Origin of the sequence: Zhongshania borealis, from assembly GCF_039539625.1 — a bacterium.
Taxonomy (GTDB): domain Bacteria; phylum Pseudomonadota; class Gammaproteobacteria; order Pseudomonadales; family Spongiibacteraceae; genus Spongiibacter; species Spongiibacter borealis.
Genome location: NZ_BAABDM010000003.1, coordinates 1 through 19,444 on the forward strand (window position 1 = coordinate 1; position 19,444 = coordinate 19,444).

18 protein-coding genes and 1 tRNA gene are annotated in these 19,444 nt (G+C 43.1%); 8 read left to right on the plus strand and 11 right to left on the minus strand.

All coding sequences use genetic code 11. The features are described from left to right. Positions 1–186: 186 nt before the first annotated feature. The 8 genes from ABD836_RS09420 to ABD836_RS09455 all read right to left on the minus strand — a co-directional run bounded on the left by ABD836_RS09420 (position 187) and on the right by ABD836_RS09455 (position 6,390). Positions 187–501, minus strand: coding sequence for a hypothetical protein (locus ABD836_RS09420; protein ID WP_344935036.1), 315 nt, complete (start codon positions 499–501; stop codon positions 187–189). Positions 502–816: 315 nt separating this feature from the next. Continuing rightward, positions 817–1,158 (minus strand): hypothetical protein, encoded by a 342-nt coding sequence (locus ABD836_RS09425; RefSeq protein WP_344935038.1) that lies wholly within the window; start codon positions 1,156–1,158, stop codon positions 817–819. Between the two features lie 66 nt (positions 1,159–1,224). Next, positions 1,225–1,740: a P-loop NTPase family protein gene (locus ABD836_RS09430; protein WP_344935040.1), complete on the minus strand. Its 516-nt coding sequence runs from the start codon at positions 1,738–1,740 to the stop codon at positions 1,225–1,227. 303 nt (positions 1,741–2,043) lie between these two features. Next, a complete protein-coding gene (locus tag ABD836_RS09435) occupies positions 2,044–3,078 on the minus strand; it encodes a hypothetical protein (RefSeq protein ID WP_344935042.1) in 1,035 nt (344 codons plus the stop codon). Between the two features lie 588 nt (positions 3,079–3,666). Further along, positions 3,667–4,113, minus strand: coding sequence for a DUF2846 domain-containing protein (locus ABD836_RS09440; protein WP_344935044.1), 447 nt, complete (start codon positions 4,111–4,113; stop codon positions 3,667–3,669). Between the two features lie 456 nt (positions 4,114–4,569). Next, on the minus strand, positions 4,570–5,274 hold the full coding sequence (locus ABD836_RS09445) for a zinc metalloprotease (protein ID WP_344935046.1): 705 nt from the start codon (positions 5,272–5,274) through the stop codon (positions 4,570–4,572). A 116-nt stretch (positions 5,275–5,390) separates the two neighbouring features. Next, positions 5,391–6,050 carry a hypothetical protein gene (locus ABD836_RS09450; protein WP_344935047.1) on the minus strand — a complete coding sequence of 220 codons (660 nt, stop codon included), beginning with the start codon at positions 6,048–6,050 and terminating at the stop codon, positions 5,391–5,393. A gap of 37 nt (positions 6,051–6,087) precedes the next feature. After that, on the minus strand, positions 6,088–6,390 hold the full coding sequence (locus ABD836_RS09455) for a thrombospondin type 3 repeat-containing protein (protein WP_344935049.1): 303 nt from the start codon (positions 6,388–6,390) through the stop codon (positions 6,088–6,090). Positions 6,391–7,562: 1,172 nt separating this feature from the next. Here ABD836_RS09455 and ABD836_RS09460 point away from each other — a divergent pair. The 7 genes from ABD836_RS09460 to ABD836_RS09490 all read left to right on the plus strand — a co-directional run bounded on the left by ABD836_RS09460 (position 7,563) and on the right by ABD836_RS09490 (position 13,588). Beyond that, positions 7,563–7,766, plus strand: a complete 204-nt coding sequence (locus ABD836_RS09460) for a carbon storage regulator (protein WP_344935051.1) — start codon at positions 7,563–7,565, stop codon at positions 7,764–7,766. A 158-nt stretch (positions 7,767–7,924) separates the two neighbouring features. Next, on the plus strand, positions 7,925–8,365 hold the full coding sequence (locus tag ABD836_RS09465; RefSeq protein WP_344935053.1) for a hypothetical protein: 441 nt from the start codon (positions 7,925–7,927) through the stop codon (positions 8,363–8,365). A 398-nt stretch (positions 8,366–8,763) separates the two neighbouring features. Next, the gene (locus ABD836_RS09470) at positions 8,764–10,671 is read left to right on the plus strand and encodes a hypothetical protein (RefSeq protein ID WP_344935056.1); all 1,908 of its coding nucleotides are present in this window, start codon (positions 8,764–8,766) and stop codon (positions 10,669–10,671) included. Between the two features lie 97 nt (positions 10,672–10,768). Continuing rightward, positions 10,769–11,131, plus strand: a complete 363-nt coding sequence (locus ABD836_RS09475; RefSeq protein WP_344935058.1) for a DUF4870 family protein — start codon at positions 10,769–10,771, stop codon at positions 11,129–11,131. Positions 11,132–11,253: 122 nt separating this feature from the next. Further along, positions 11,254–12,297 carry a hypothetical protein gene (locus ABD836_RS09480; protein ID WP_344935060.1) on the plus strand — a complete coding sequence of 348 codons (1,044 nt, stop codon included), beginning with the start codon at positions 11,254–11,256 and terminating at the stop codon, positions 12,295–12,297. 81 nt (positions 12,298–12,378) lie between these two features. After that, the gene (locus ABD836_RS09485) at positions 12,379–12,615 is read left to right on the plus strand and encodes an EexN family lipoprotein (protein WP_344935062.1); all 237 of its coding nucleotides are present in this window, start codon (positions 12,379–12,381) and stop codon (positions 12,613–12,615) included. A 460-nt stretch (positions 12,616–13,075) separates the two neighbouring features. Next, positions 13,076–13,588: a DNA/RNA non-specific endonuclease gene (locus ABD836_RS09490; RefSeq protein ID WP_344935064.1), complete on the plus strand. Its 513-nt coding sequence runs from the start codon at positions 13,076–13,078 to the stop codon at positions 13,586–13,588. 223 nt (positions 13,589–13,811) lie between these two features. On the opposite strand, the gene ABD836_RS09495 is transcribed toward ABD836_RS09490, so the two are convergent. Further along, on the minus strand, positions 13,812–16,028 hold the full coding sequence (locus ABD836_RS09495; protein ID WP_344935066.1) for a hypothetical protein: 2,217 nt from the start codon (positions 16,026–16,028) through the stop codon (positions 13,812–13,814). Positions 16,029–16,687: 659 nt separating this feature from the next. After that, positions 16,688–16,764, minus strand: a tRNA-Arg gene (locus ABD836_RS09500). A gap of 376 nt (positions 16,765–17,140) precedes the next feature. Here ABD836_RS09500 and ABD836_RS09505 point away from each other — a divergent pair. Next, positions 17,141–17,965 (plus strand): alpha/beta fold hydrolase, encoded by an 825-nt coding sequence (locus ABD836_RS09505; protein WP_344935069.1) that lies wholly within the window; start codon positions 17,141–17,143, stop codon positions 17,963–17,965. Positions 17,966–18,080: 115 nt separating this feature from the next. Here ABD836_RS09505 and ABD836_RS09510 read toward each other — a convergent pair whose 3' ends face one another. Then, positions 18,081–19,442 carry a family 43 glycosylhydrolase gene (locus ABD836_RS09510; protein ID WP_344935071.1) on the minus strand — a complete coding sequence of 454 codons (1,362 nt, stop codon included), beginning with the start codon at positions 19,440–19,442 and terminating at the stop codon, positions 18,081–18,083. Positions 19,443–19,444: the final 2 nt, after the last annotated feature.

Here is a 19,444-nt window from a genome sequence, read left to right on the forward strand (position 1 = left end):
AAACACTCAACAACGCAACAGGAGGAATTGAAGGCAGCAAAGAAGTAAAATCTAGGCCATAATCTGGCCATCAGGGTGGGTCAATTTTAGATGCAAATCCTGGGTCAGTTTTAAATGCAAATCAACAGTGAAGGCAAAGTCGCAACGGAAAATTCGGCGCGGTGATTGGCCTTGTTATGCGTATACTCACTGCCCATTTGCGATTGCCTGCTTAATAATCGGGGCTACTGTTTCCGGAGATATTCCGCGCTCATTGCAATACTTTGACTGAAGCCAAACTGATAATTGTTTTTGGCCCTTGCTCGCATTACAACCGCGACAGCACAGCGCAATATTTTCTCTGGTAATTATTTTTGCATCATTGATGATGTGCTCCCAGCTTGCGGATTGTTTGGCTGACTCTTTTGGCGCTAGAAACTCTTGATTGCAGTACACGCAGATTTTATCCCGCTCACGAACTTCTGCCTCCAGCCATGCTGGGATATTCCAGTTATTTGCCATGATCGCCTTTACGCATAACGGTTAATAACGACTCAGGCCATATATCACTTTGACCACCTGATCATATCGCGCAATTTACAAATATCAATCAGTTAAGTCACTCACCATTATATTAATGGAGAATACTCTCTTGTTCACATGCTCTGCCGACGTGGAAGCTGCGACTGATTGCTAATGTGACCCTAGAGCCATCCACGCTGCGCATGTAAAGGGCCACTTCCAGAGCTGGTAAAAAGCGGTCAGTCGAACGGGGTCATGCTGACATGCTCGAAGAGTGTTGTGGGGGTTGAGGGTTAGAGACTCTCGACTATCCGATTAGTTTTTTATGGCACCAACAAATTTTTTAGAATAAACAATTGTAAGCGCACAAGTGGCTATAAAAGCACAATAGATACTTACTTTATAAAGCCATGATATTTCAGGTAGTGAGCCATAAATACGAAGCCCATCATTAACAACAAATATATTAACCGCAGATATGGAAGCTGTGATTTTAAAATATAAAATACTACCACTTTTTATTGTGATTATCGAAGCTAGTATAGCTAACAAAGCTATATAAGATGCAAGTATCGATATTGCTCCAGGCACAAAACTGGGAGCAAGGATTAATATAGATACTACGATAGATACCCATCCCAATATTTTATAAAACACTAACCCTCCGAAAAAACTAACGCCGCCAGCACGCGCTTGTCGCGTGCATGGTCTTGTTATATGCATTTATTTTATATTTCGATGCACAAAGCTATTTAGCTCAGCTACCGACTTAACTATGTATAATGATTTTTCAGCTGACATCATTTCTAATCTTCCCATGAAATCATCGTTCCAAAATTTTGGACATAGCCTCAGAACCTTATAGCTCTCCAAAGTACCTTTTAGTACCGAGCTGCCATCAGGCCATCCCTCAGGTTTTACAACAAGTCCTTTTAGCAGCCTCTTAGTCACAAACCAGTAGCTCATTAAGTATGGCAGATCAACGTAAACCAATGTATCAGCTGCTTCCAGACGCTGGTTAAAAGAACTTATTGGTCCAAATCCATCAATTATCCAACTTTCAGACGATAAGATACTCTCATGTGCTTCATCGAATGAACTACGATCTACCAGCTCCCCATTTTTTTTGTACACTATCGAATCTAGTTGGTACAGCTGTATACCTGTTGCCGACGCTAGCGCTTTGCTTAACGTAGACTTTCCGCTTCCCGGCCTACCAAAAACTGCTATTTTATTCATGCTGCCTCCTTGAAAAGAATTATTCCCATGAGGCAGAAACAGAAAACCCACCTCTCTGGGTGGGTTTGATAAACTAAAAACGCATCAAAACTCCCACCATTCCTATGGAATGATGATAATTCGAGATGCTTGCTGCGTAAGATTTAGGTTCATCAGTCAATGCTGCTAGAAGAATATAATATTGTCAACTGCGAATCGAATGAAGATGTTCGCGAGAGCATATAACGCCGTGCTCTGGGGCAAAACGGAGCGCAGCGTAGTTTTGTCCCTAGCAGCACTTTGTTATGCCATTTCTTCAATGAACTAATCACAAGGGTTACCTGATAGCTTTCCTGACTTTTCTTCTTCAACTAACGCCATGACCCAGTTCTGCAAGTCTTTTAACGAAACACCTTTAGGGAAATGATTGTCTTTCCATGGGCGCTGTTGGAGTGTTGCCATTGCAAAAGCATCACAACTCCGCCTAGGGTGAATGGCAAGGTATGTATCAAAAAAGTCATCCCTTATCGCATAATTTTTTCTAACTATGAAATCTTTCCAGTTTTCTTTTACTTCTTCTCTTTCTTTGACATCTATCAAGTCTATTTGAGCTAAATCCCTAGTTCCGTTTTCGGCCCATACATCAAGCATTAGCTTTTTAGCCTCAGCGTCGGTTACAGGGGCGCTATAGCCAAAAACTGTAATAAAATAGGCATACTGAATATGATGCTGAAGATTTTTCCATTCTGATTCCAGAAATAGATCAGATGAATAGTCCTTTTTGCTAACAGGGTAAAGTAACTTGGAGGGGCCAAACTGCTTTTGGCATTTGTCACAGCTATTATATCTCCAGCCTTTACTTTTACAGTCGTTACATACGCCAATAGATACATTCCCATGGAGGAAAGCTAGTTGGGGCATCTGCTCATACCCAATGACATTCATATTTCTTTGAAATGCTTTGGCTAGGAATGGGTCCCAGTTAAAGGTGGCAATAATATCTTTGCTTCTCAGGCTCAGCACTAAGTAATCGTATATCGTTGCTTCATCTGGAAGCTCCATCTGTTGAAAGTACTGTTCTACAGCGTGGTCTATTTCTGAGACTAGCTCATCGTAATTGCCACTGTGGACTAAGGCATCATAAGTTGCCTCAAAATTCTCACCTTCGTATTTGAGATCATACTTAGCAATCAGTCCTTCTAATCCAATCACCTCAACAAGATTATTCATAAGAGGGAGTTTTATGCCGTTCCTATCGCCCTCGGGGAATGCTGCATAACTGGCACCGGCACCCAAGATCAAAACATGGGGCGAGTGATTACAGTTATTTTTTATATCCAACTGAGGTAATGTCGGCATAGAAATCCTTAATTATGGGATAGTCCATCTGGGGCATAACAGCGAATTCAAACGCGCCACACTTTATAACTCATGCACATCGTGAGTCTAAACGTTGAGGCGATCAAGTAGGAAAATTCTATTTAAATCAGAGCGATAGTAAGCTTGAAATGGCTTTTTCATTTGTGTGCATCCTGCATTTGATGTGGAATCCTTTGGCTCTGATCATAATCACTTCTAAATAAAAATCAATTACTTAAGTGAATCATGTCAGGATTAGTGAGCGCAATGTTGTTGAATAAGGGTTTGACTGGACTTCCCAATTACTCAGCACTATTCAGCGACTGACCGCTTTTGTGACACAGGAGCCTTTCGTACTAGATTTTCATGCCGTATGCTCTGGCCTAATGTAAAAAGCAGACGTCCGATAGGAGCTGAATTGCGTTAACGTCACCTAGAGCAGTTTGTTGGACGCGGCCAACCTACGAGCACTACTCATGAGTTGTTTCAACTGTGAGGGTCATTGTTTCTTCGTCGTCCTCGATAATTTCATTTTCGGAGGTGATTGGAAGAACCCACTGCGACCCGGTGACGGTAGCTACTACCTATTTAGTCCAATGTGTTTAATTCGTACCAACCTGAATTTATCTTTTCTTTCGTTGCGTCTATTTCGTCTTGATCACGTATTAGAAATGTACTCGTTGAAGTCATGGAATTTGAAAGTCGGAAAAAATAGTTCTGACCGGCTTTAAACGTAATGTCTCTGTGTTTGGGAATGATGCCTGCGAGTGAGCGATATTCGTAATTTCCTGCAGGTATTTGGAAATACCCATACTCACCTGTGTTTAGTTTAATGATAGGTTGGCCAGTAATTTTGAAACGGGCGTCAAAATGCGCGCCCAAAATTCCTGATTTCCATTGATAAGCATATATACCCGCCATTCCAGCGTTGGGCCGCTTTGCATTCGTGGTAGTGTCCAAATTGAGTTCATCATACGGTACTACAGAGCACGCGGAAGTAACGAATGCGAGGATCAGAATGGCAATGTATTTCATAGTGTAGTTTCCTTGTTGATTGCGCATACGACGCAATGCGCTTATATCGTAGTGTAGGTATAACCAATCGATGAAATCAGTTAACACAGTATTTGATCACTTTTGGTGGATGCGAATGGAGGTTATGTATTGCGCACTCGATTCCGTTGGACCTGTTACTAATGAGTTCAGAAGGTGAATCTCCGTTATTCTGATATCCTCAGGCTTGCTGCCATTGTTAGTGCCAAAACAAGGATCACGCTGACTTGAACTGGTATCCATTTCTTATGTGTCGCTGGGCCGCTCAACACATCCGACGATAGAAGTAGCGATATAAGCGGTTAGCAATGGAGCTTTCTGGGGGCTCACGCATTAGTAAGTACTTGCTGGACAGTTTTTTGTGATCCCATATTCCGCTTGAGCATGCTGATACGGGGTTTCTAGCGTACTTCTTCACGGACGGGAAACCCACCAAGGCTAAAACGCCTTTTCTATAGTCAAGCCCTCTATGTCAGTCAGAGGTTGATTTCGGTACATGTTATAGAGAGCATTCCACATGTTATCGTCGTAAATATCGCCAATACCGAATCCAGTAAAGTGAGCCCCCAAACCTAAGGCATGACCGACTTCATGAACCGCTATTTTGTTCATGTTTGAGCCATTTGTGCAGCCCCCTGGCTGGTCTGAATCAATATTTACTTGTAGCGGTCCTTGGATGTGGCCATCCGCGTCATACCAGCCTTGAGGGTATGATACGCTGCCGCCAACGGCGCCGACATGACCACAACCGTTCGCTTCAACGCCATTGGGCCCTAGCGCTGTACCGAAACTAAACACTAACCCACGCTCTACTTCTTGATCAGGAGTATTAATGATCGAATTGCGATCAAATAGAATTTTTCCAGTTTTCATCTCAATTTCATTAAGTGCGTAGATAGCTTCTGGGATATTCTTGTGTTTAACCGGAATAAGCCCGTCAACATCGATACTCCAGATTTTAAGGGCGGTCCTCGTACTAGACGAGCCATTCCAGGGGAATCCACCAGACATATTACTTGTAATAATATTCTCGCGAATTCCGTCTACGCCGGCAATATCGTTTGAGTCGCTATTACTCCCACCACATGCGATTAAAAATATAGGGAGTAGTGTGAATGTGAAAATTCTTAGTAAATTATTCATATTACGTCCTTTGTAATTATGGATATAAAGCCTGACTGATACTCACAGATTAATATCGAAAAACCTAGCCCAAAAACTACTTCGACTGATATCGAAATTACTTTTGGGCACGCAATTTAATTACCTAAAACTTCCTCGCCAGCTTCAGCTTCCTCGCAATCCATTTCACTGAGAATGTATAGCTCTGTTTCTCCGTGAGTACCGCTTGGGTCAATGTGCGTAGCGACTAGAACATCACGAGCAGGTGTAGCCGTGAAGTGTATAATCTCATCTTCCCCCTCGCCCTTAGCTCTGGTAGTCGTAACAGTAGACAGATCCTGCGTCCATGTTATGTCGTAGTCGCTGAACTCGGTTGTAGCGTCAGTTTCTTGACCAAGATCTGGTTTAGCCGCATTTCTTAAATATGAGAGCATGGCGCCGTTGCCTGATTCATCAAACAGGATATAGCCATTTTTCATTCCTGAACCGTAGTCCAATTCTACGTTGATGGAGGTAACTTTGTAGCACCGTCCGGCCACTGAATCCGAAAGATCTTCTACAGTAGCGCCATTCTCAAGCGCAGCTACACGATCCACAAGGCTCGCAACGCTGCCTGCGACATCATTAACAGCAGCAACAAGGGCGTTAAAGTTACCGTTGACTTCATCTGCTTTAGCAGCGGTATTGGACACAAACTCGGTAAGTGGCGCGACAATATTGGCAGAATAAGCAGTGTTAGCACTAACGGCTAAAGAAATTGCTGCGGCCATAGGTAGAATGGTTTTAAGTGATTTCATAATCTTCCCTAATACATAGTTTTAATAAGTGTAAAAGCTATTTCCAGCTAGCTTCGTTCCAGCTTGTGTCTTCCCAGTTTGCAACGATTTTTGGTGCGTCATCAACATCACAAGCATCGCCCTCACCATCGTTGTTGGTGTCGGCTTGAGTAGGATTGCTGACAGATAGGCAATTATCGATACTGTCATCTATCCCGTCCTCATCGACATCAATGCCAGCTACTGGGTTGTTGGGTTTAGGTATAGTGCTTTTACTGCTGTCGCCTCCACAGGCTGTCATTCCACCTGATAATAGGAAAACCAGGACTAGGGAATAGCCCAGTTTTTTTCGTCTATCCATATAAATCTCCTTTGAGTTATCCGTTTCATGCTCACAGAAAGCACACGGAGATGTCTCCCTGCGTATTTGGGTGATAAAGCGGAATTGATCAGAATGCTAGGTGTAGTGCGTTATAAAGATCGCGGAACCTGCTTAAAGAGGGGGTGTTACTAGTATGATCATGAGGCATATTAAACTCGCATCCTTGAGAGAAAAACTAAATCCATATGCGAACGCTATCACACAGATTGCAATTTTTGTATATTAAATGTTTGTAATGTTTTGGCTGAAGTTGGGTTGCGTAGTTCTTTGATTGTAAAAAGGCTGTACCTTGCAAATACGGGCTAGCAAAATCTACATTAGATTATGAGCTAAATAACGTATCAAAGTAGCTGTAGGTAACTACTTCTATTTCACCAACCTGCTTACTTAATAATTATTGTGTCTAAACTTTAACGATATTCTTGTAAGAAGGGCTGTCGTTATTATTTTCAAATACCTTTCGGTTAAAAGGTGCTAATTGGAAAGCTGTAGTAACTTTAAAATGAGCCAACGAATTTTAATATGGAGTGCGTAGAAATTTGTGTGGTATTTCAGGCGATAATACGTTGCGAGGAAAGTATTTGTTCAAGCGCAGAATTAAATTGTTGACAGTAACAATGAAAAACAAGTAAATTCAGATCTCGTGCTATTGCACAAACATTAAAGCCTGAGAAATGTTGTAAAAGGAGTTTACAATGCCAAGATCCAAGTGCCCGCCTTTAATCCTGACCTGTAATTTGACGCAATTATAATACACTCGCCTGGTTTATCCTTTAGGGATGAGCGGTATTTGGCGTTGTTGTGCTATAAAATTATGTTGTTATTGGTATACCAATTTTTAGCCCGAAGAAATTTGGTTATCTGATTTTGCCTGCCAGTAGCCTCAATATCCAATCTGAGTTTGCAGAGGGATTAGGGAGCTTGTTACCCAACGATTAACTAGCTTGTTGCTTTATCCAGATATTCAATGTTGGTGTATGGTGCACGTATTGTATTGTGAGGCATTAGCTAGGTTTAACTAACGACCAGATTGCCACTAAATTAGCTATAAAAATCGGAAATTAATGGATTTTAATTAACCTCTATATTTTTAATCGGTTTACTTGGTTTATCGATCTATTGAAATATTGAGAAGAAACGGAGGTGCATGGATGCTATCAATCACTCGCAAGGAGGGGCAGTCATTTTATATTGGTGATGAAATTACTGTTACGGTCAAACGGGCAAGGTCAGGGAATGCTGTTATTAGAATAAACGCTCCTCGTGAGATATCTATCATGAGATCTGAGCTGTCTGCCGTATCTCCAGATGGTATTCCTCTTCCTGATGTAGAATTTATGACGGATGAATATTAAGCGACGATGCTTTCTTGCGCGCGAAGTATGTTAAATATTTTTGCTCTGACTATTTTTAAGATGTTAGTAATTGGGGTGCGTGATTTTTTATAAGTATCGTATTTTTAAAAGGTTTTAGCGAAAGCTAAATAGTAATTGTATTTATTACAGGATTAATTATGAAAAGGATTTTGTTACCAATTTTAATAACTATGGCGGCGGGGTGTGCCTCTACTGGGCCGGTGGCCTTAGCTCCTAATGACGGGCGTGACTGTGCCAGAAACTTTACCCAAGAAGGAAGTATAGTGACTGGGAAAGTTTACAGAACCAGTATTTACCTTGAAGGCACAGGAAAGAAGAGAGCATTTTCAAATATTTCTAAGGGTTTAGCGATGCAAGGTTGGAATATTTCTAACTCGGATAGCGAGTTAGGTATGCTTAATGCAAATCAGAGTGTCGCTATGAGTAACGGTGGCACGGCGCCGCTTAATATCTCTGTTGACGACACATCTAGTGGGTCTGAGGTCTCACTTGCATTTAGCACTGGCATGGGGGTTTACTCGCCGCCAAATGCGGTGATGGAAGAGTTTTGTAAGATAGTTTCAGTGGCTAATAAATAGGCTGATGCATCCAATGAAAGAGTCAGTGTATTCTGGCTCTGGGGCTTATTCTAGTCTAGATAATCAATGTTGCGGTATTTTTACATGCTGGAAATATGAGGGGTTATCAATATCTATGAAAGTTTTACATATAATAAGAAGTAATTTTTTTAAAAAATACAATTAAGTTGATATGGAAGTTTGCTTTGTTTTATTAAGCGCAGGATATTTTCCTTTCTGTATAAGTAAATATAGTGTTTTCGAGAAATATTTACGACTTTATAAGTTTGTCGTTGTGATTGTTTTTTAATTGCCAATACCCTTCGATCGCTGGGGATGCTGGATCGAGATTGTTAAGTGTTGGCTTCAGTATTTGCATGCCGTTTTCTGGCTGCTAGCGATAGTTAAGGGGTGATGTAGTGGCATTTGATTATGGTTCTATTGATATTGGTTTGCGAAATCCGTTCAAGATGGAGGGCTTGGTAACTACCGTTCGTGGTGCTGTTGTAGCTTTAATGGGTCTTGTCCTCCTTGTTAAAGCCGCCTCAATTGTCAGAAGTGAGCCAGTAATAGGTTGGATAATTGTATCTTTTGGGATTGTTCTTTTGGGTAGCGGGATCGCCGCAGCATCACACGGTATCTTCGCGATGCTTCGTTACTTTGTTGGAAGGAGTCATCCGACCTCGCTTGCAAAAAATCATAGTCGAACTGAATCAAGTACATCAGAAGGTGAAGAGAAGTACGTCGCGTACAAAAATAAAGAGCTAACTGAAATGTTGGTTGGTCGAAAAAACACTACTTTTATTGAGCCTATTGGTCTTATTGCTCGATTAGTGCACACTATTTTTCCTCGCCTCACATATATGCCTGGTCCAGTCCGAAATATCGCTCAACGTATTGTCGGTGCTTGGGTTGTAACGCTTGTAGCATTGTTGGCATACGCATTTGTAGGATTTGTTTCGCTTGCTGGTTTTGCTGGAGAAATTGGTACCTTTGTTTTTCCAATTTATTCGATAGCTCTAGTGCTTTACTTTTTAGTGATTTGGCGTTCGGCAGGTAGGAATATCCAGCGTATCCCCGATAAGGATATACCGGGTGTTGGTGTTGGCGATTTAGTATTAATTTCCGTAGGGGCAATATTGTTACCGGTGATAATTGGGTTGTTAATACAGTACTTACTAACTTCATCTGATGTCACTGTAACTCATGTTTCCGAAGTCTTATCAAATTTCCCAGCTGCTCACACGTCTTTGTATCTGCTGGGTATGTTCGTAGCTGCGGTCGGGATGACTGGTCTAGTTGTAATTATGCTCCGAAAACGTCTCGTGCATGCCGATCCCAAGGTTGAGGTTTCAGAGCTCAGAGAAAATTGGCAGGAATCTGTTCATCCAAATGAGATATTTATCAACTTAGACAATCTTGTGATGGCAAATCGGAGGTTTAAGGAGGTCCCAAATCGAGTCTACCAAGAACTTGAACCGACACTGAATGAACAGGTGGAGGGAAAAGGGAAGTTCTATGGTGAAATGACCCAAGAAATACAGCCAAAATTTATAGATGTTGATCTAGGGCTGGATTTTCAGCGAGCTAGGTTATGTGGATTGATTGCTGGAAACATTATGCGTGTAATTAACGCTACTTTATTGATTTTTATTGCGTTTGCTATTGGTGATTTGTACGAATTAGTTCGTGGTATAGATTTCAAAAATGACAATTTCGGATTAAATGATAACCTGCTTTACAGTATTTCCGACAATACTGCTTTAGTTTTGCATATGTTTATGGTTTTTTTAATAGTTAAGGCGTTCGCTTCAGTAATCCTAAACTCTGTTCATTGTTTTTACGCGGAAATGCAGTTCGAAAGTAATCTAATATACATAAAAGTTGAAGGCACGTTCACTGAATCTAAAATATCAACTGGCACTGGAATTCATGACTCCACTCGCTCGGAAAATACTTTGGTTAGGTCTAGCATAACGCCCTGGATTATAGTTTGTCGTGTTGTTTCCAGTACCTTTGCTGCGACTGGTATCCGAAATTTGGAGTATCCACGCTATATCCTTGAAATGCACAAAAACGAAAAGGAGTTAAGTGATATTCGTAATGACGTAGTCGGTTTCTTAAAAGATCGAGAGTCCATCGCGTCGATTACGAGTAATAGGGATCTACAGAATGCATCGCAGATACATGAAATAAATAATCAATCACGTGCATTCGCTGTTCAGCCGTCAGTAGCGCTTCAGCGTGCTGAGAATGAGGCGGCGGGACACCTAAGGCAAGAAGCGGAGCGTCAGGCTAATGGTGGCTTTGATGATGGGCGAGCTTAATATTCCAGGATATAAAATAAAGGGCTCTATTGCGATCAAATAGTGATGCGATTTTAATGCTGTTGATTTCATCAGCCTGGCTGAAAAGGAGAATAAAGTGCAAGATAATAATGAAGTAAATTTAGCAACTAAATCCTTAACCGTAAGCGATTCTGCGGCTAAGACAAACGCGCTCATTGCGTATGGATTCATGGCGGTTGGTCTTTTTACAGGCGTTTTTTGGATTGTCGGTGCAATCTGGGCGATGCTTAAAAAGAGTGAAGCTCATGGATCTATATTTGAAGATCATTATTCTAATATCATTAAAACGTTTTGGTGGGGGTTAGGCTTCTCAATTATTGGTGTTTTATTAGCTGTCTTTGTCGTGGGCTATTTTATATTAATTGCCGTTTGGATATGGTCTATTTTTAAGGTTGTTAAAGGTTTTTCAAAGATAACTTCGAATAAGTCATATGGTTAATATGGTAGGTAATTGGAAAATGATAATTAGTTTTTTCGTATATTGATCTTTAATTGACGGATAATAACTTCGTAATTTTAATGTGTTTATTATGGATTTCAATAAAACAAAGGAGAGTTTCGGTGTCAAAGTATTTTCTATTATTGTTTTTTATGGGTATCTCACTGGTGGGCTGCTCTGGTGATCCAATCACGAGTCAGGCTAAAGCTGACCTTGAGAAATATTTTGTTGAAGAATTTTCTGGTTATGAGCTTGGTGATTTTGAAATGGACCTACACGAGACGTCGGCCGAGCGTGGATCAACGATAACAACATACAAGATCACTGGAACGGCTGAAATTTCTAACGATGCTGTAATCTCAATAACACAGGCTGATAAGTACGCGTTGGTAAGAGAGGCCGGTAAACTTCAGGATGTTCCGTTCCTAGGTGGTTTTAGATACGTAACCAATGGTGAGTCGATAGAATCTGAGGTTCGTTTAGATGAATCTGCATTTGACCGTAGTCTTGAAAGTAAATCGAAGATTAAAAATCAAGAGATGGAAGTGGTTTTTCTTGGCTCTTCTCGCGAAAAAGAATTATCAAATAGTTTCAGTAAAAAGCTTAATGAATTGACACCGATGATTGAACTCTTACTAAAAGAAGAAACATCTCGAAGTGAGGAAATACGCTTATTGAACACGAAAACGTATCGTGGTGATGAGTTGTATAAGCTACAGGCTACTCAGCGCGAGGCTAGATCCAAGGTTGGGCCTGCGGAACGAGAGCTGAATAAGCGTATAAGTGCTGAAATGAATGAGGAATTATTACCTGTTGAGACGGCCAAGGTTGACGAGATTAATGCGGTGCGCAAGAAGGGCGGTTTAGGCTGGGGTGAACGATATAAGGTTGAAAGAGAAATTGCCGCGAAATACCAGCCTGCTATTGATGAGGCGAAGAAAAAGTACAGTGCAATGTTTGAAGAGCAGCGCAAATCTATACCTGAGGTTGCTGCTTATGAAGCTGCTGGTGCCCAAGTTCAAGCCTATATTGATGGCGTTAATGCAAAGGTTGCTGAGCTTGAGAAACATCAAGATGTTGAGAGTCAAAAAAGGTACGATCTTCAAGATAGTAAAAGACAAACAGAATCTTGGTTGTACTACGTAGAAGAAGCCAATAAAGGTTAATTCCCTACTTATTCCATAAAGCACTTAAGCGATATCACCCTACTTAAGTGCTATCTATTAAAGGGTGAAAAAGGGACTACTATGAAAAAGGTATTATTGGCATTACCCATAGCATTAGCGTTAACGGCCTGTGGTTCGCCTTCAGTTGAAGACTTCATTGAAAACCCAGAGAAGCTACAAGCAGCATTAGAGAAGTGCAATATGCTTGTGGCTCAGGGCAAGGACGCGGACACTGAAGAGTGCAACAATGCTCAGACCGCTACCCAGAAAATGATGAACAATGTAATAAACAATACAATGAAACAAATGGGTCATTAAAAAAACAGCTTGATCGGGTCGTTACCTTTGGGGGCCCATACTCCGTGCTGTGGTCAAGTAAACCTTGGCCACAGTTAAGTATCTAGCAATCCAATGCGAATGTCTTTTATAACGGTCGAACGATGCTGGGAATGTGGAGCTGTTACCTCCCTATAAATATAGTGGCCCAATTCACCCATTTATTCACCGGAATGCCCAGCTAAATGAGGGCATATCACTAAATATTGGCTTTAATGAGTAGTAGCAATATTGTTCTCCCGGCTGAAACGTAGATAAAACGGGGGTTCAGCGACCAGTACACCTGATGCACGCTAATTTGCGTCGGTTTTTTCAGGTAGTACATTTTACTGGATCGCAATTTTACTGCCCTGCTGGCAGCGAGAATTCTAAGGAAGCAACTACGAGCATAGGATACTTATGGATCATTCAATTCTGAAAACAGTACTGGGCGCATGCGGCTTTGATTGGTTGTGGCGGCGGTGGTGGCGATCCCGAAAAGGATAGCTCTACCGACTACCCCTCCAACATCGAAGACTCTGGCACCGACAACGCAGGTGGCATTGCCCCTGGTGGGGTGGATAACGGTGCCAATACACCAGATGAAACTGACAACAGCGGCGATGCCTCTGGTGAAGACACCAGTGCTGGCAATGAGGGCGCATCTTCCGGAGAAGGTTCAGGCTCGGCTGGTGAGGGTGCTGGCAGCGATAGCGCGAAGATTACCGACTGCCTTGCTCACAACCCGTACTCCGTTCCCACAGTCAGCGATCAAATCCTGTGCTGGGACAACTACTCGGTGGGCTATAACTACACCACCAAGCAGCCTGACTGGGTCGCCTACTCCCTCCAACGGGATAAAGTAAACCTCTACGTTGAGCGCACGGATGATTTTCATGGAGACGAAAGTATTCCTGAATCCGTCCGCTCTACCTTGGATCACTATAAGTACAGCGGCTATATCGCATTTTTTTGAAATTTCAATGAGTTAAGTGATTCGCCAATGTGTTAGTGGGGCGTACTCTCTTGTTCACTTATCTCGACGAGCGAAAACAGTGACTGACTGCTTTTGTGACTCAAGAGTCTGAAGCACCATCTACTTACGATGGCATTTCTTGGTCTAGTAAAGAGCGGATGGTCAAAAACCCCGAACTAAATGGCCTTGTTCGATTGCGCAGGTAAATCTCGATTAATTACAATCAACAGCCGATCAGCCCCACTTCCACTGGACCGTCCGCCTCAATTCTAATATCAGGAAAACAACTCAATCCGGCACGAGCGGGATCTATTTGCAAATATTTTACATTCCGAGCTTTTATATGTACGCGATCCGTACGCGCAATTTCAGTGCTCGAAGTCCAATCACGCTGACGACGGAAATATGGAGCTGGCTCATGGCTACCTCCAGAAAGGACAGCGGCGCTTGAACTGAACGGCGTTGGTTCACCCTGAGCCACACCAAGCCCTTCTGTGACAATATCAATTTCGCCAGTCAAAAGTTGCTTATCATTAAGCTCAATATTAGAAACCCAATACGCTCCACTTGGCGCAACTACACCCACGCGGGGGCTATCTTGAGAGCGATCAATAGCATACCGTACCCTAGCAGGGTTACGTTCCACCAAATGCTCTCCAAGAAACGCAGTTGCTTGCGGATAGTAATCATAGGTTGAGGGTGAAAGATGGTCCCATGTTGGAAAACTTAATACATCATATCTTAAACCAGTATTGTCTAGCGCTTGCACTGTAAGCTCAGTTAACGGCAACGGTTGCAGTTCATCCAGAGCTGAAACCCACATCATAACGGGGACATTATGCATGCTTGCCACGAGGTGCTCGACTGGTGTGGTCGCGACTACCGGCGCAATTCGAGCAAATAAATCAGGATAGCGTGACGCAAGACGAAAACTCCCAATGCCACCCATAGAGATCCCGCTCATAGCAACCCATTCTGAATCAAGTTTATAGTGGCTAGCGACATCAGCCCAGACTTCAAATACATCAGCTTCAGCCATATCGATGTAAAAACCATCTGGCCCTCGCGCAGCAGGCGTTATAACAATACTACCGCGACCGCGCTCGCCATACTGTTCAGCGTGCCGACTACCTAGATATTGATTAAAATTAGCCGACAGGGCATGTAGCAATAATGTAAGGCCATAACCCTCCACGGATGGTGGAGTTCGCGGCACATAGATCGCATAGGGCTGCAATTGCCCAATAAGAGGTCCATCACATTCCCCTGTAGTTCCAAGACCGCATTGACGAGAGTAATCAACGCCTTGGCCGTACTCAAATCTACTAGCAAAGATTCGGTTCATGTGTCCCGTTAACGGGACACCGGATTCATCTGTGATGGAGTCTATAAGTTTTGCAAAATCCACAACCGTATAGAACGTGCTTATATCACCCGAACTGAGGGCATCTGCCTGTGCTCGTTCCTGCCAAAAATGAGCTTCAGCTAAAGCCTGCGCAGCGGCATCAACAATTGTTCTACCGCTCTTAGCGGTAAATTGCGGCATGGGTTCTTCACGAAATGCTACGTTATACAGTGCCGCGCCAGAAATCGCAGCGCCGCCTGGAGTAGTGTCATTTGCGATCAATCCCGGCTGAAGATAGTGACCAGATTCCAAATCCCATAATCCTACACCCGCAGCCAAACGAACTTTACCTCGGCCTGGATTCCATATACCGTGTGGAATTCTTACCTCAATCTGACGCCGCACTGGATCCACATTTACGGTGATTTCAGCTTCTATAACAGTTAAATCACTTGCTTTATGAGCAACAGCTTCACTGCTATGTACTGTGACGAAGATATCTGCAGGTGACCTAACTCCAGCACCGAGAGGCCAATCTACGAGTTCATCGGACGCGCCAATTGCAAGAGTGAATGCGGAAAGCTCTGACTCTATCATTGTATTTAACGTCAGCCGAAAAGCCGTCGCATTGTTTAAAGCACGCATTCGCAGCTCAACGAGATCGGCAGCATTATTCGCATAAGCAGAATTCGTCGGGTACGTTAAAGTCCCCGCTTTTCGAGAAAAAATATAGCTAGTACTCCCAGCGCCCTGAGGGTCCGTGAAATCCTGAGTTCCAGCAGCACCGTGATCGTCAAAAAGCCAATCCTGGTAAATAAATTCGCCAGAGCGATAAGCGGTCGCGCCGGAAATCAGAATAGGCTGCGCATTCCAAATGCTTGTATTGCTAAGTTGTGGAGAAACTGGAGCCGGCGCGTAAAGAATTGGCGGGCCGGGTCTAGGAGTGAATTCTGATGGCAAACCAGCCAATTGATTTACATCAATCGATTGCGTTGTACTGATTTGTTTACTGTCCCGACAGCCTTGAATTGATAGCACCGCCAACACAAAAAGCGCGAAGGGTTTTACCTTCCAAACGTTTAAAAACTTAACCATGGCGGAGTCCTTTCATATTCTTATTCGATTTATTTATTTTTGCCGTTTAGTCTAATTCTTATAAGCAATTACGTACCCAGCATACATCAACCGGACCTTCAGTCTCGAAGCACTCAATTGGTGACCTTGGGTGATGCAACCACTGAGGTACATAATAGTCTATTTGAGTGGTTTTGATCGTCCGTTAATGGGGTAGAGCCTGTGACTTTAATGACACCGAGATGTCTTGGTCCATAGCGGGTGTTGTGGGATTATTAACTGCGTTTAATGAGTGCCGTTCCCGGTTAATGGTATCGCCATAGGGTGTAGCTCGTTGAAAATTACAGGATAAGAGTGCTGACCCATTGTGGATGGGACGGTGTGATTAACAGGGTTTGATGAGCGCCATCCCCCGTTAATGGGGTAGAGCCCGTTGAGGTAACTGGACTGACAACTTAGCTTTTGTGGCACAATGGTAATTGGCACAAACCAAGTGGTCAGCGACCACTTGGCACCAACGTCTGCGGACATCCGAATTATGGAGCTAAGAGGTCAAATTTGGGAGTTTTGAAAATTGAATGGGCACAGTTTGGGCACGATTTGGGCACAGCCAAATTTCAGGCATAAAAAAACCCAGACCAAAGGTCTAGGTTTTTTTATATAAGTCAAAGACTTATGTTTGGTGCGCCCGGCACGATTCGAACGTGCGACCGCCTGGTTCGTAGCCAGGTACTCTATCCAGCTGAGCTACGGGCGCTTCAGGCTGCGTACTATATGGATGTCATCCCTTCCTGTCAACGACTTCATGAAATAATTTTGAAATTGCCGGTATTTGTTCAAAAAATCGCCAACATATTGATATATAACAGCATTAAGGTGCTGATCTAACACATTTCCTGTGCTGGTGCTCGAGAAAATCTAGCTGATCAAGCGAGGAAATGTCTTTCTAGCGGGGCTGGGTGCGGATCTGGGGCAGAGGTTTACGCGGAGCAACTTTATCATCGTGCTACACTGCCCAAATAATTGATATATATAGTGTTGTGTCGACACCTTAGCCGTGTAAAGTTGGCGTTGATCACGTCTCGCTAGCGATTTCGCGGTGGAACCTTTGGTAAATAAGTGAGGTTATTTTAATGGAGTTGTTCAGGTTCCAATTCAAACATCGAGGCTTTAGCCTGTCCTACTTGGACTCTGCGCCAGGCGATGGCGATCGGCCTGTGGTGTTATTGCTACATGGTTTTCCAGATACGGCTTTAATGTGGCAGCTGCAAATTGACGCGCTTCATGCTGCTGGCTATAGGTGTGTTGCACCAGATACGCTCGGCTGCGGGCAGTCCGACATGGCGCCGCGCGTTCGCGATTACAATGCGGTCAAGGTCGCCAGTGATAGTGTTGCCTTGCTTGACCACCTAGGTATTGAAAAGGTGTATGTTGTGGGCCATGACTGGGGCGCGGTCATTGCCTGGTTTTTCGCGGCATACTTCCCAGCACGTACAAATAAATTACTGGTGATGTCGGTAGGCCATCCCACGTCATACGCCCGTGCTGGGCTAAAACAAAAATTGCTAGGCTGGTATACCCTATTCTTTCAGCTAGGTGGCCTGTCGGAATGGCTTCTGAGGGGCGAAGGACGGTTTTCCTTGCGTAAGGTGTTCGCTAGCCATCCGGACATGGATGAAGTCATGGCACGCTTGCGTCAACCTGGGCGGCTAACTGGGGCAGTACGTCTGTATCGAGCGGCTTTAGTGACTGTATTTATTCGCAGGCAGCCGAGAGTATCTGTGCCAACACTAGGCCTTTGGAGCGACGGTGATCGCTTCTTGACGGAAGCTCAGATGCTTGACTCTGAGAAATATGTTGATGGCCCTTGGCGTTACGAGCGTTTGAGGGGGCATCATTGGATCTCATTGGAGCAGCCTGAGCGTTTGAATCAGTTGATGTTGGAGTATTTCTCCTGAGGAAATGCGTAGCTACGTCCGCAGGAGAAATTGTGTCTATTTAACAATTAGCGCATCAGTTATGAATTTAGTTTTTCTCTAATTTGATCAATACCTTTGTATTTTTTTCAGGGAATTAATCTGTATCTTTGGTAAATAAAATGCTATCGAGGCGAAGTACGCTATCGGTGGCGCTAGCGTCAACGTAGCTAAAGGAAATGTCGTTTGTGCCGGTCAGTGGTCCAATTTTACCCCCTACGGTTTTCCATTTTCCTATACCCTCAGTTTTAGGTATCGTTATTTCCGCCAGCAGAGTTCCGGTTTTAGTACGTACCATCACGGTTCCGGTATCTGTTTCTGATGTCACTTTTAATTGGACGTGGTTGAATGACAGATTGTCGAAGTCTATGTTGTTAAATATGATTTTGTCATTATTGTCGAAGACGACATGAAGTCCATCGTCATTAAAGTTTTCACGTTTTTTTGTGTTGTTGGTTTCGCTGTAATTTTCGGCTTCTATTGTGCTTCGACCATTGTATCGGCCAATCCCAAGTTCTGTTTGAATAACGGGTCTGATTGAACCGTCATCATTGAAATGCAGGTAATCGGCAGCCACGCTTCGTCGAGTATTGTTACCGCCGGACAAATCAGAGTTATGGTAAAACAAATACCACTGTCCCTTGTATTCAACTATAGAATGATGATTTGTAATGCCGGATACATCACCATTGACTATACCTTGGTAGCTAAACGGCCCTGTCGGGCTGTCCGCCGTTGCGTAGGCGATTAAATGATCGTTGGTGTCAGGAAGAAATTTTCCAGTAGAATAGCTTAAGTAATAAGTGGTTTGATACTTGTGCATCCAAGCCGCTTCATAGAAATAATCTACGCCCTTGAGTTTAAGGATCTCGCCGTTTATTTTCTTCATGGAGGCATCTAATTTCGCTACCTTGACAGATTTTCCACCCCAATAAAGGTAGGCTTGACCATCATCGTCAATGAATACGGCGGGATCAATTTCATCGCTACCTTGAATGTAGCTAGGCTCTGCTGTAAATGGCCCAGCAGGTGAGTCACTGGTGGCGACGCCAATTCTAAAATTGTTATCTTTGTCCTTTGCTGGGAAATAAAAATAATAAGTTCCATCTTTATATACGCAGTCTGGGGCCCACATTTTTTGACTTGCCCAGGGAACATTATCTACTGAAAGTGCGATACCGTGGTCTTCCCACGTTAATAGGTCTGCAGATGAAAGAACATGGTAGTCTTTCATTGTATACCGCATTGCATCATCTTCATCGTGAGATGGGTAGATATAGACTCTGTTTTCGAATACATGCGCAGAGGGGTCGGCTGTATAGATGTGATTGACCAAAGGATTGCCATTTTCTAGCGCAGACACATCCATACTGCTCATGATTAATATTGCCAATAAACCGATATTTACCTTTTTCGTAAAGATGTTTGTTGTGTGTGGCATTGTATTCAAATCATCCATTA